At 41.7% G+C, this 12425-nt stretch carries 13 protein-coding genes; 10 read left to right on the top strand and 3 right to left on the bottom strand.

All coding sequences use genetic code 11. The features are described from left to right. Positions 1 to 146 precede the first annotated feature (146 nt). Positions 147 to 917: a pyrroline-5-carboxylate reductase gene (gene proC, locus AB3329_RS09235; protein ID WP_368395730.1), complete on the bottom strand. Its 771-nt coding sequence runs from the start codon at positions 915 to 917 to the stop codon at positions 147 to 149. Between the two features lie 248 nt (positions 918 to 1165). Further along, entirely contained in the window at positions 1166 to 2230 is a 1065-nt protein-coding gene (pepA, locus tag AB3329_RS09230; protein WP_368395728.1) for a glutamyl aminopeptidase, read from the bottom strand. Positions 2231 to 2288: 58 nt separating this feature from the next. Between pepA and AB3329_RS09225 the strand changes: the two genes are divergently transcribed. The 10 genes from AB3329_RS09225 (at position 2289) to AB3329_RS09180 (ending at position 12128) form a co-directional block, all read left to right on the top strand. Next, positions 2289 to 2579, top strand: a complete 291-nt coding sequence (locus AB3329_RS09225) for a DUF4651 domain-containing protein (protein ID WP_368395727.1) — start codon at positions 2289 to 2291, stop codon at positions 2577 to 2579. 66 nt (positions 2580 to 2645) lie between these two features. After that, complete coding sequence (gene ytpR, locus AB3329_RS09220) at positions 2646 to 3272, top strand: YtpR family tRNA-binding protein (RefSeq protein WP_368395726.1); 627 nt, start codon at positions 2646 to 2648, stop codon at positions 3270 to 3272. Between the two features lie 177 nt (positions 3273 to 3449). Further along, entirely contained in the window at positions 3450 to 4391 is a 942-nt protein-coding gene (locus AB3329_RS09215; RefSeq protein ID WP_368395724.1) for a sugar phosphate isomerase/epimerase family protein, read from the top strand. A gap of 18 nt (positions 4392 to 4409) precedes the next feature. Next, the gene (locus tag AB3329_RS09210; protein ID WP_368395722.1) at positions 4410 to 5780 is read left to right on the top strand and encodes a PTS transporter subunit EIIC; all 1371 of its coding nucleotides are present in this window, start codon (positions 4410 to 4412) and stop codon (positions 5778 to 5780) included. Between the two features lie 57 nt (positions 5781 to 5837). Beyond that, positions 5838 to 6575, top strand: a complete 738-nt coding sequence (locus AB3329_RS09205) for a DeoR/GlpR family DNA-binding transcription regulator (RefSeq protein ID WP_368395720.1) — start codon at positions 5838 to 5840, stop codon at positions 6573 to 6575. Between the two features lie 170 nt (positions 6576 to 6745). Then, the gene (locus AB3329_RS09200; RefSeq protein WP_067064935.1) at positions 6746 to 7141 is read left to right on the top strand and encodes a single-stranded DNA-binding protein; all 396 of its coding nucleotides are present in this window, start codon (positions 6746 to 6748) and stop codon (positions 7139 to 7141) included. Positions 7142 to 7858: 717 nt separating this feature from the next. Then, on the top strand, positions 7859 to 8830 hold the full coding sequence (locus AB3329_RS09195; protein ID WP_368395719.1) for a substrate-binding domain-containing protein: 972 nt from the start codon (positions 7859 to 7861) through the stop codon (positions 8828 to 8830). Further along, a complete protein-coding gene (locus AB3329_RS09190; RefSeq protein ID WP_368395717.1) occupies positions 8830 to 10149 on the top strand; it encodes a sensor histidine kinase in 1320 nt (439 codons plus the stop codon). Before AB3329_RS09195 ends, AB3329_RS09190 begins: the two co-directional genes overlap by 1 nt. Further along, on the top strand, positions 10142 to 10819 hold the full coding sequence (locus tag AB3329_RS09185; RefSeq protein ID WP_067064942.1) for a response regulator transcription factor: 678 nt from the start codon (positions 10142 to 10144) through the stop codon (positions 10817 to 10819). Before AB3329_RS09190 ends, AB3329_RS09185 begins: the two co-directional genes overlap by 8 nt. After that, a complete protein-coding gene (locus AB3329_RS09180; protein WP_368395715.1) occupies positions 10812 to 12128 on the top strand; it encodes an ABC transporter substrate-binding protein in 1317 nt (438 codons plus the stop codon). Before AB3329_RS09185 ends, AB3329_RS09180 begins: the two co-directional genes overlap by 8 nt. Positions 12129 to 12341: 213 nt before the next feature. On the opposite strand, the gene AB3329_RS09175 is transcribed toward AB3329_RS09180, so the two are convergent. Beyond that, positions 12342 to 12422 (bottom strand): IS3 family transposase, encoded by an 81-nt coding sequence (locus AB3329_RS09175; protein WP_368395019.1) that lies wholly within the window; start codon positions 12420 to 12422, stop codon positions 12342 to 12344. Positions 12423 to 12425 lie beyond the last annotated feature (3 nt).

The following is a 12425-nucleotide window of genomic DNA, read 5'->3' as shown; positions in this document are numbered from 1 at the left end:
CAAAGGCCTGAGTAAAATGATGAACTGTCGATAGCTGTATTTCTTTCAACCTGTTATTGCTTCTGCTTTGGTGCTGCGGGTTTTATGATAATTTTAGGCAGTTCTGGCTTATTGTGCTGTATGAAAAATAAAGAGCTCTGAATTTTTCAGAGCTCTTTAGCTTTAGCAATGGTTGCATCGATACTTGAAACAAGGCTGGCTGTAAACCCGGTCTTTTCGAGATCAAGGAGGCCTGTAATTGTAGTGCCTCCCGGGCTTGAGATTTTATCGATTAAGTCATTGGGGCTGTCTGTTCCGCCTAATAAATTTTGGCTGCTGGCCAAAACCGTCTGTGTCACAATTTCCAATGCTTGTTTTTTATTCAGGCCATGTTTGACGCCAGCTTTGGCTAAAGCTTCTATAAAAAGGTAAATATAAGCCGGACTGGATCCTGCCAAAGCTGTAAAGGTGTCAAAATCTTGTTCAGGAAGTTCAAAAGTAGTTCCGAAACTGTCTGTAATGGTTTTTGCGGTAGCCATCAGCTGATCGGAAACATACTGATTCCTGCAGATAGCTGTTGTACTTTTGAGTATTTGGGCATTGAGGTTGGGCATGATACGAATTAAAGGCAGAGTGGGTTGAGTGACTTGACTTAAACGTTCTAAACTGACACCGGCAGCCATTGATATCAAAGGCTTATTTATATTTAAATGGGCAAGAGCAATTTCTATCATCTGCGGTTTAAGGCCTAGGACAATAATATCCGCCTCATCAATCAGTTCTTGATGAGACTGAGCAGCGGCCACACCCAGTCGGTTAGCAACTGTCTGGCTGGCCTTGCTATCCCGTTCAGAGAGAATGACGGTAAAAGACTTGGCTTTCACCCCTTTTATAATGGCACTGGCCATTTTACCGGCACCGATAAATCCGATTTTCATAGTTTAGCTATTCCTTTCTCAAAATATAAAGTCATTTAAAAATCCGTATAAAAATGACGGCAAGTCCGAAATCTATGATTTCGCAGACGCCCCTCTGTCAGGACGACTAGAAGGGTGCAGCAGGCTGCAAAGCTTTCAGACGTCTACGGCTGACGGTAAGTCCGAAATCTATGATTTCGTCTTCAGCTGGAAAATATAAATTCACATAGTTTGTTACTCTTACTTTTGCAGTATTTAGGCTGTGTTTATTAATATGCTTTAATGGAATCAACTGTTGCACGGTCCAGCTTTTGGATAATAGCCTGCAAGAAAGCTTGTGCCTGCAGAAAATCATCCATAGCGTAAAGGCTCTGATGGGAATGGACGTAGCGGGCGCAGACACCAATTGTTGCTGATGGGATTCCTCCCAGCTTTAAATGAGCAGCTCCGGCATCTGTTCCCCCTTTGGCACAATAATACTGGAAATTGATGCCTGCTTCCTGGGCAGTGTTAATCAGAAATTCTCGCATATTTTTCAGCATAATATGCCCTGGATCATAAAAGCGCAGAAGAGTTCCCTTGCCGATAGCTCCCTGTTCCCCGTAGATATCTCCGGCAGGGGAACAGTCGACAGCTAGAAAAATTTCTGGCTGGAAGAGATTGGTCGAAACATGAGCACCGCGCAGTCCAACTTCTTCTTGTACATTGGCTCCTGCAATGAGCGTATTGTTCAGTTCTTTGTCTTTAACCGATTCAAGCAATTCTGTAACCATCAGCACGCCAAATCGATTATCCCAAGCCTTTGAAATAACATGTTTCTGATTGGCCGTCAAAACAGCCTCTGTCTGCGGGACAATGATATCGCCGGGCAGTAAGCCATAGCTTTCTGCCTCCTTTTTATCATTAAAACCGGCATCAAAAATCACATCTTCTATTTTAGGTAGAGCCGTATGATTGCCATTGCGCTGAAAATGTGGGGGCAGAGAGCCTGAAATAATCGGAATACTTCGGCCTGAACGGGTGTAGAGCGTAAAGCGCTGAGAGCTGACCACCAATGGATTCCAGCCGCCGATGGCTACAGCACGCAATGTCCCGTCAGGCTGGATATGGCTGACCATAAAACCAACTTCATCCATATGCGCAGCCACCATAACACGCGGAGCGTTTTCCGCAGGGCTGTTTTTAATTCCAAAAATCCCGCCTAATCCATCTGTTTCTATGTGATCGGTCAGCGGTGTCATTTTAGTGCGCAGAAAATCGCGTACAGGCTGCTCATAGCCGGCAATGCTATCCAGCTCGGTCACTTCCTTAATTTTTTGAAACAAATCTGCCATCTTCTTACCTCAATTCTTTACTTTCTATTTTAGCATCTTTTATGATAAAATAAAGATTATGAAAAATAAAAAAGGCATCCTTATTTCGGGGGCTGGTTTTTTAATGCTGGGCAGTGCTTTTTTGATTAAGGCAGCCTTGGAAAAACGCAGACAGATAAAAAAATATGAACTGGCACAGACAGAGCTGCGGCAATTTTTTGGCCGTTTTGGTGAAATTGCGGTGCTCTATATCAACGAAGCAGCGTCTGACAAGGAGACTATCCGCGGAGGTGCTGTGATGGCTGATGGAACCATTTATCATTTTCTTTACAAAGATGACGGCATTACGTTTCGTGAAGAAAAACAGTAGATTTTCCAGCGGTTTCAGCAGGTATAAGCAGGGTTTACTGGTTTTGTAATAGGAGATAATGAGTTAATGATTTTTACATATAATAAAGAGCATGTCGGTGATGTGCTGATGGTAATTGTTAAAGACCGCAAAGGAGCTGCACTTGCTGCTGAACGTAAAGGGCAAGTCGCGCGTGTTTTTCTTGCTGATACCGGCGAAACGGTTGCCTGGAATATTTTTACAGTTTCTGACTGGCTTACTATAAAAGGTCGGGGACAGGTTCTACTCTCAGATAAAGATGTGGCACTTCTCAATACGGTTCTTGCAGATGAAGGGTTCACAGAGTCTTTGATCAATGATTCTGCTTCTAAAGTTGTCATTGGTGAAATTACGGCAGCTGTTCCTCATCCAAAAAGCGATCATCTTACCATCTGTCAGGTTAGAGTTGGATCGGAAAGTTCGGTGCAAATCGTGGCTGGGGCACCAAATATCAGGGTTGGCTTAAAGACAGCTGTTGCTCTACCCGGAGCTATGCTGCCCAATGGCAGTTTGATTTTTTCAGGCAGCCTGCGCGGCCAAAAAAGTTTTGGCATGATGTGTTCACCTCGTGAACTGGCTTTGCCGAATGCTCCGCAAAAACGGGGAATTATTGAAATTTCTGGCAATGCCGAAGTTGGTGATGTTTTTGATGCTGCCAAACACTGGAATAATTAATTTTCTTCTTAGCCTGTCTCTGAAACTTGATTTTCAAGTTTCAGAGACAGGCTTTTCTTTTGTGTTGGCAAAAAATAATAAATAATGAAAATAAATAAAAAAATATGACAAAAAGATATTGAATTCGCTTTCGTTTAGTGGTAAAATATGGGTATATCGTGAAAGAGGTGAAAAAATATGAAACTAGCGACGCGAATTAATTCTTTTTTGCCATCTAATGCTAATGACCTGAATAAGGTCTTGGCACGCTTTAAAGCCCTGCAGCTAGATTATGTTGACTTAAACTTCCCGGAACATGTTGAAGGTTATCAGGCGGAAACGGTTAAGGCGATGCTGACAGCCAATCATTTAACAGTGAATGGCTTAGCCTTACGTTTTCGAGATCCTTTTATCAACGGTGAATTAGGGAATGCGGACTCTAAAGTTGCTCAGGCAGCCTTGCAGCTGTGTAAAGATGCGGCAGATTACTGTCGGCAGCTCGGCGGAAAGGTGATTACAATTTGGCTGGGTTATGATGGCTTTGATTATAGTTTTCAGATTAATTACCGCAAGGTCTGGGACCAATTGGTTCAGGCTTATCAGGAAATCTGTGATTATGCCAAAGATTTGCAAATCAGCATTGAGTATAAACCTTTTCAGCCGCGTGCGTATGCCTTTGTAGAGGGAATGGGTGTAACAGGGATGCTCCTGCATGATATTAACCGTCCTAATATAGGAGTAACTTTGGACTACTGTCACATGCTGATGAAGCATGAAAATCCAGCTTTTGCAGCCGATATTTTCGGCAGCCGGAAGGAGCTTTACGGGATTCATTTAAATGATGGATACGGCCTTAATGACGACGGGTTGATGGTAGGAACCGCTACACCTTTTAAGACACTGGAGCTTTTGTATTATCTGAAAAAACATGACTATTCAGGAGTGATTTATTTTGATACCTTTCCTGTTATTGAAGATGCTGAAGAGGAATGTGCCCGCAATATCGAAATGGTTCACTATCTGGACAGTTTGATTAATCAAGTCGGCTTGGATTACATTCAATCTGTCATTGATAAAAATGATGCTGTTGCGGCCAGCAAGCTGATGTTAGATTTTTTTAAGGGAAGAAAAAATAAATAATAAATTGAGGTGATTATTATGGCTGATTACAAAGCTACTGCTCAAGGGATTTTAACCCATATTGGCGGAGCTGAGAATGTCGTAAACATGTCTCACTGCGCAACGCGGCTGCGTCTGAATTTAAAAGATGCTTCACTGGCGGATGACGATGCTGTGCAGAATGTTAACGGGGTAGTCAATGTTATCAACAAAGCAGGGCAGTATCAAATTTTGATTGGTACCGAAGTGCCGCATGTTTACGATGAATTTGAAACATTGGTAAAAGGGAGCGGACAAGCTGAATTGGATGAAAGCAGCAGTCAGGGCGGCAGTGTTATCAGTAAAGTTTTTGCCGCTATTTCAGGTATCTTTGCGCCCTTGCTGCCGGCTTTGGCAGGGTCAGGAATTTTAAGAGGGCTGCTGATTTTGTCCGTGCAGTTAGGTTTTATTGCTGAAGGGAGCGGCACCTATACTATTCTTTATGCTGCTTCTATGGCTGTCTTTTATTTCCTTCCGGTTCTGCTTGCTTTTTCATCTGCCAGACGTTTTGGGGCCAGTCCTTATATTTCGGCCTTAATTGGAGCAGCCCTGCTGCACCCTGATTTTATTTCCTTAATGGGAAATACCGGAAACGGGGCTATGTCTAATTTCTTTGGAATTCCTGTGGTTCTGATGAACTATAATTCAACAGTTGTTCCAATTATACTAGCTATCTGGGCCTACTCCTACCTATATAAATGGCTGGATAAGCATATTCCGGAAACTTTAAAACTGGTCTTGGTTCCTCTGGTTTCTCTGGCCGTTATGGTGCCTTTAACTGTTATTGTTATTGGACCGATAGGCGTTTACAGCGGAGAATGGATAGCCCGTGCAGTCAATTATCTGATTGAAAGAAGCGGACTCTTAACAGGCGTTTTAATCGGCGGCGGCTGGAGTGTTCTTGTCAGTTTCGGTATTCATTGGGCGGTTAACCCGATTATGATTAACAACATTTCACAGGTTGGCTACGACTATATCTGCCCGCTTACTTTTGCCTGTAACTTTGCCGTTATCGGTACTGCCTTTGGGGTTTGGCTCAAGGCCAAGGATAAAAACTTGAAAAATTTTGCAATGACAGGTGTTGTAACGATTGCCTTGTCTGCTATAATCGAGCCAACTTTATTTGGTATGTTGGTTAAAAACAAGAAATTATTTTTAGCACAAATTATTGCCGGTGCAGTAGGCGGAGCTTATCTTGGTTTTATGAAAGTAGTCACTAACGCCTTTGTTTTTGGCAGTGTGACAACTTTCCCAGCCTTCATTGAAAGCAGCGCCAATGTTATTAACGGCGTTATCGGCCTGGGGATTTCTGTCCTTGTCGGTGCAGTTCTTGGTTTTATTTTTACTGATAAGGAAGACAAGCTGGCTTAAGTTATATGAAATAATTTTCTGAATATGGTATCATGGTTAGCGAGGTGAACGCAATAAATGATTCCATATGAAAGACAACAAAAGATACTGAGTTTGTTGAAAGATACCGAGTTAGTTAAATTTGATGAGATTCAAGCTGTTTTTCCAAAGGTTTCAGCTTCAACTCTCCGCCGCGATTTAAAAGAGCTGGAGAAAAACAATAAGGTTGAGTACCTTTCCGGAGGAGCTATCAAAATGGTTTCTACTGTTGGGGAAATCCCTATTACAATGCGAAATACACTGAACCACGAAGAAAAGGAACAAATTGCTGTTCTGGCCGCCAAACAGATCCAGGATGGCGATGTGATTTATCTGGATTCCGGTTCAAGCTGTTCATTGCTGTTTGAAAAAATTCTGACCAAACGGATTACTATTTATACCACTAATACAGATATTTTTTCGATAAAGGGCGAAATTTTGGCAGAAATTATTATGCTGGGCGGACAGTTTAATCCGATTAATTCATCGGTCAGCGGGGCCTTAACGGAAGTTAATTTGCAAGATATTTATTTCAGCAAATCTTTTCTGGGGGTGAATGGCATTGATGAGAAATTTGGAGTTACGACACCGACGATTGCCGAAGCAGCGAAGAAAAAATTGGTAAAAGAGCATTCTGACAATGTCTTTCTTATGTGTGACAGTTCAAAATTTCACAATCTCTCTAATGTTAAGGCCTTTGATTTGCAGGATGTCACGGTTATTTCTGACCGTTTTGATGAGAGGATCAGCAAATTGGTGCCCTTGATTGCTGATTAACTGAAGTGCAGCTTATCTTAAAACAGCAAGGGGATGGACTTCTGTCCATTCCCTTGCTATTTATTAATGAATCTTTTTAATATTTTCTATGCAGCCAGCTGCTGCAATTTTTATCTTGCTCAGGCATAGTTTCTTCCCTTTTTACGAATAATAAATCAGGAGGGAAAAATATGTATAATAAAGTCATTATCATCGGCCGTCTGACAGCAGCCCCTGAGCTGGTTAAGACGGCTACCAACAAATCTGTCACACATGTGACTCTGGCTGTGAACCGCCGTTTCAAGAAGCAAAATGGTGAACGAGAGGCAGATTTTATCAGTACCGTTGTTTGGGGCCGGCTGGCCGAAACCTTGGTTTCTTATGCTGGCAAAGGCAGTCTTATATCGCTGGATGGCGAACTGAGAACACGCAAATATGAAAAAGATGATCGTACCAACTATGTGACTGAGGTGCTCTGCCACTCATTTCAGCTTTTAGAAAGCCGAGCGCAGCGGGCGGTACGGGAGAACAACAGTGCAAATGACTTGACAGACTTGGTTTTAGCAGAGGAGGAGCTTCCTTTTTAACTCATCGGTAGGGACAAAGAAAGAGTAAATGGGTTCTGACAGTCCGTCTGCCATAATTTATTTAATAAGGTCTGTCTGGCATTATATGCTGAATATCAAACAGGAATAGAGCAGTGAAATCAGTTTCTCTGAAACCATGATTTTCTGCTGTTCCTGTTTTTTTAATAAGAAAGTAAAACTTTTATTGTTTAAAAACAAATCTCCCTTGGGGAAAGGGCAGAATTTTGCTATACTAGAAGGAAACGGTTTTGAAGCAGCATATAGCAAAGGCGTCAGGGGAAAGGAGAGTCTCCATGTGCATAATAAAGAGAGGATTTAGAATCACTTAAAGAAAAGACAAAACATGTTATAATAAAGATACATTATTCACAAGCGAAAACAGATTCAGAATGCCGAAAAAGACGAAAGGCTGGAGCAGATGGAGCGATTATCTGAAATTTTCGCTTGCTGGAGGTAAAGTCGTTCTCTTGTTTGACAAAGAGCGAAGCCGTGGAGAGATTTACCGGTATTTTCATTTATAAATGAGTAATGGACTGTATCAGAGCAAGAGTGAAACTATTACGGGATTCTGTCCTGTTCTCTAGCCGTCTGAACTTAACAGCCTGCCGCACCCTTCTAGTCGTTCTGGCAGAGGTGTGCAGACGAAATCATAGATTTCTGGCTTACCGTCATTTCTTTTTTCGTTCTAATGGGTTTTGTATCTTATGGGGGTGTGGGATGAGGCTGCATTTAGATTATAAAAAAGCTTTCTTTTTGCTTGTCGGGATAATGTCTGTTTTGATGATTGGACTTATCTATATCCGGGGGACGGCTTCGCCTGCTGTTGCCGGCCAAAAGAAGATTGGTGTGACTTATATGACCATGAATAATGATTTTTATAAAATCTTAAATGCTGAAATAAAAAAAAGTGTCAGTGAGCATCAAGATATTTTGTATGTCAGAGATCCAGAGCTTGATGAAATTAAGCAGAGTGAACATATTGCTTACTTTATTGAACAAAAAGTAGATGTTATAGTCATCAATCCGGTTAAAAGTGACAGCAGGCCAGTGATTGGTGCGCTGAAAAAAGCTCAGAAGAAGGGAATTAAGATTGTAGCTGTTGATACACAGTTACAGGGAATTAAAGCGGACTCGACAATTGTTTCGGATAATTATCAAGCTGGCGTGCTGAATGCGCAGAACATGATGGCTGTTCTTAAGCAAGCTGATATTTTACTTTTAGAGCATTCGAACACTGTTTCTGCTACTGAAAGGATTAAAGGCTTTTTGGATACAATTGCCGGACGGGATAGTTACCGTGTTGTTGCCCGCAAGGATACGCTCGGCCAGACAGAAGTAGGTTTGCCTGAGGTTAGAGAAGTTATTGAGCAGGGGACATCATTCAATGTGGTTATGGCCCTTAATGACCGCAGTGCTTTAGGAGCGCTTGCAGCTGTAAAAGAAACAAAATTATCGGAAAAGGTCTATATTTACGGCATTGACGGTTCTCCGGATATGAAAAACTTACTAGCCGGGACGAATGATGTTCAGGCTACTGTCGCCCAGTCTCCAATAGAAATGGGGGAGAAAACAGCTGAGGTTATCTACCTTTTAGCTGCCAATAAAGCTGTTAAGCAAAAATATACGATACCCGTCGAGCTGATTAGTAAGGAAACAATTGGGCAGTTTGACATTACGGGGTGGCAGTGATGAATAATATCAAGATTATCAGATACAGTAAACTTGCCCTAATTCTAATCAACTTGATTGCCATTGTCTACAATGCTTCTCTTTATCTTTTTACGACAAATTACATTGTTGCAAAAGGGTTGTCGCATGACTTATTGGGGAAATTAGACCGCATCCCTAATGCACCGGTCAGTGTTTTTTTTACAACGATTCTCCTTTATGCGGCTCTTTTGCTGGTTATGGCTTATCGAGACCGGCAGGAAAAGTACCGGCTGTCGATTTATGATGGGCTGTCTGTTCTGGAAGTTATCCTCATGCTGGCTGTTTTTATAGCCTCGCAGTCCTCCTACAACGGCTTGATTTTACTAGTGTTTACGGATATTTTTTACAGCTCTAAAGAATTTGGTTCTTCTAAAGGCGGGAAGTCTTGGCTGGCTTTTATTTTCTTCAGTTTTGCCGCACTGTTACTGTCCAATTATGACATATTATCGCTTTTTGTTCGGCTGCCTTCTTTAGAGACTTTTATCAGCTTTTATCCCCGATCGACCCGGATGGCGATTTTATTTTTTAAAAACTTTTTAGTTTCTCTCAATATGGTTGTCTTTATTACCTCTCTTTTATCCTATATTATGTACGCTGTTACACAAAGACATAATGTTGAAGAAGAACTGAAAATGGTTTCTAAAGTTAATACGGAATTAAACAGTTATGTGGCACTGACAGAGAAAATTGTTGAAGATCGTGAGCGTAAGCGTATTGCCAGAGAGATACATGATACATTGGGGCATGCTTTAACTGGGATCTCAGCTGGAATTGACGCCGTCAAAGTTTTGGTTGATTTGGATCCGTCCAGAGCTAAAGAGCAGCTGCAAAATATGTCTTTGGTCGTGCGTGATGGAATCCGAGATGTCAGAGGTTCGCTTAGCAAACTGCGCCCAGGGGCTTTAGAAAACGGCAGTTTAAAAGAAGCCCTGCTGCAAATGATAAAAGAATACGAAGCCATTTCCCACCTGCAGATTGAGCTGTATTACCGCTGGGATAAGGTTGATTTGGATAGTATGAAGGAAAATGTGGTTTTTCGTGTTATTCAGGAATCCATTACTAATTCTTTACGGCACGGGCACGCCAGTAAAGTGGTGATTCACCTGCTTAATCAGGAAAAATATATTATCAGTATTCAGGATAACGGTATAGGCTTTACTGAATTAAGCTACGGTTATGGACTGAAGCAGATGCAGGAACGCTTAGCTGTTGTCGGCGGCAGTGTCCGATTTGAAAATAGGAATGGTTTTTTCACTTGGATAGAAATTCCTAAAAGAAATGGAGAAATAGATGATTAAAGTAATGGTTGTCGATGATCAGGAGCTGATTCGTGAATCACTTAAAATCATTTTATCAGCTTTTACAGACATTGAAGTTCTTGCTGCTGTGAATGACGGAGAAGATGTTTTGGAGGCGATTCATCATAATAAACCTGATGTTATTTTAATGGACATCAGAATGCCTAAAATGGATGGAGTTCTCTGTACAAAACTGGTCAAGGAGACCTACCCGGACATTAAAATTATTGTTTTGACAACTTTTGATGATGATGAGTTTATCTTCAGTGCCTTAAAATACGGAGCTTCCGGCTATATCCTTAAAGGGGTTTCGACAGAAGAACTTCATCAGGCGATTCAAACGGTTTATAATGGCGGTGCGATGATTAACCCTGATATTGCCACTAAGGTCTTTAAACTTTTTTCACAAATGGCGCATTCCAATATAGATATCACTGTTGAGGAAAAACATGTGAAAGACATGAGCCGGACTGAGTGGCGGATTATTCAGCAGATAGGCTTTGGACTGACAAATAAAGAAATCGCAACAAAACTTTTTTTATCGGAAGGGACGGTTCGCAATTATCTATCAATCATTTTATCCAAACTGAACCTGCGTGACCGTACACAATTAGCACTTTGGTCTGTGCAGACCGGTGTCACTATGAAGGATTTTGATCAAAATGACTAATATCATAAAACGACTTACCCAGCGAAAATTTTGGCTTTCTTTGCTGCTGCTTGCTGTACTTGTCCTTCTGTCTGCTCTATATTTTTGGCAGAACAGGACAATTGTCATTCGTTTAGGTGTCTATTCCGGCAGCAGTTGGGATGTCCCTAATAATAAGGATAATCGGGTTATTGATTCAGCAATTGCCGCTTTTGAAGCAGAGCACCCTAATGTCAAAGTGGTCTATGAGAGCGGCATCCCTAAGGATGATTATTCTTCTTGGCTGTCAGACAGTATGTTACAAGGAAAGCAGCCTGATCTTTTTATGGTGCCGGAAGATGATTTTAGTTTGTTGTCTTCTGTTGGTGCTTTAAAAGATTTGTCTTCATTGATTCAGAGTGATTTAAACAGGGCAAACTATTACAGTTCAGCTCTAAAGGCCGGACAGTATAACGGTCGGTATTATGCTTTGCCTTTTGAGACTAACCCAGTTATGATGTGTGTCAATAAAGATTTACTTGAAAAAGAGGGTCTGTCTCTTCCTGATAAGGACTGGACCTTGGCAGACTTTTATCAGATATGCCGGGCTGTCACCAAAGATACTGACGGTGATGGCCTTATTGACCAATACGGCAGTACAGATTATACATGGCAGGAAGCCCTGCTTGCCTATGGCGGCGAGATTTACGATCAAGACAGTAATCAGTTAACCATCGCCAATGCTAATATGCGTCAGGCACTGTCTTTTATTTCCAAGCTGGATGCCTTAAACAATAATATTAAAGTCTCTTCCGATGATTTTGACCAGGGAAAAGTTGCCTTTTACCCGATGACATTAGCGCAGTACCGTACTTATAAGCCTTACCCTTATCATGTGGCAAAATATTCCAGTTTTTCTTGGACCTGCATACAGATGCCTACGGAAGGAGAAAGCGGCAATGCCACCCAGCTTCAGACTTCACTTTTTGCTATGTCAGCTAAGACACGGCATTCCGATTTGGTATGGGATTTTTTAAAAATTCTTTCCAGCCGTCCGGAAATTCAGCAGGAATTAGTGAATAAATCGCAAGGAATGTCTGTTTTGCAGCCAGTTATGACCAGCTCAAAAACTCAGGCGGCACTGAATTCGGATGATTTTGGGGCAAACTCTTTAAGTGTTGCGACCCTCAACCAAATGATGACAGGAGCTAAGGTCACCTCCAGATTTAAACACTATGACGATGTCTTGGTGAAATTGGACTATCTTATTGAGCAGGCGCTTGCTGCCAAAACTATAGATAGTGAGCTCTGGTCAATCCAGAGGTCTGTTGAGGAAGAACTGGATGATTAAAGCAGAACAGCTGATTGATCGACAGACATAAGACAACTAGGCCAGAGCTTGTCCTAAGCCCCCTTTCTTTGTTCCCCGCGTGAAGTTATGACTATTTTGGATGTGAAAATACTAAGGGGCTGGGCAAAAACTAGCTTCAGTACACAAAAAAAAACGGGCATTTCCGCAGTTGAACAGCTCCCTGTCAAGTGGACAGTCAAATAATAAAAATAGTTAAGCAACCTGATTCCTAAATTCCAAAGGAGTCAGGTTGTTTAGTTTGGCTTGATAGCGTTGAGTATTGTAAAAATGGATATA

This window comes from Streptococcus huangxiaojuni (assembly GCF_040930515.1).
Lineage (GTDB): Bacteria > Bacillota > Bacilli > Lactobacillales > Streptococcaceae > Streptococcus > Streptococcus huangxiaojuni.
Note: the sequence above shows the minus strand (reverse complement) of the source record. Positions and strands in the feature narration are given on the sequence as shown.

Bases quoted from the DNA above. Each gene is read 5' to 3' on its own strand.
- proC (WP_368395730.1), bottom strand. From the start codon at position 917: ATGAAAATCGGATTTATCGGTGCCGGTAAAATGGCCAGTGCCATTATA.
- pepA (WP_368395728.1), bottom strand. From the start codon at position 2,230: ATGGCAGATTTGTTTCAAAAAATTAAGGAAGTGACCGAGCTGGATAGC.
- AB3329_RS09225 (WP_368395727.1), top strand. From the start codon at position 2,289: ATGAAAAATAAAAAAGGCATCCTTATTTCGGGGGCTGGTTTTTTAATG.
- ytpR (WP_368395726.1), top strand. From the start codon at position 2,646: ATGATTTTTACATATAATAAAGAGCATGTCGGTGATGTGCTGATGGTA.
- AB3329_RS09215 (WP_368395724.1), top strand. From the start codon at position 3,450: ATGAAACTAGCGACGCGAATTAATTCTTTTTTGCCATCTAATGCTAAT.
- AB3329_RS09210 (WP_368395722.1), top strand. From the start codon at position 4,410: ATGGCTGATTACAAAGCTACTGCTCAAGGGATTTTAACCCATATTGGC.
- AB3329_RS09205 (WP_368395720.1), top strand. From the start codon at position 5,838: ATGATTCCATATGAAAGACAACAAAAGATACTGAGTTTGTTGAAAGAT.
- AB3329_RS09200 (WP_067064935.1), top strand. From the start codon at position 6,746: ATGTATAATAAAGTCATTATCATCGGCCGTCTGACAGCAGCCCCTGAG.
- AB3329_RS09195 (WP_368395719.1), top strand. From the start codon at position 7,859: ATGAGGCTGCATTTAGATTATAAAAAAGCTTTCTTTTTGCTTGTCGGG.
- AB3329_RS09190 (WP_368395717.1), top strand. From the start codon at position 8,830: ATGAATAATATCAAGATTATCAGATACAGTAAACTTGCCCTAATTCTA.
- AB3329_RS09185 (WP_067064942.1), top strand. From the start codon at position 10,142: ATGATTAAAGTAATGGTTGTCGATGATCAGGAGCTGATTCGTGAATCA.
- AB3329_RS09180 (WP_368395715.1), top strand. From the start codon at position 10,812: ATGACTAATATCATAAAACGACTTACCCAGCGAAAATTTTGGCTTTCT.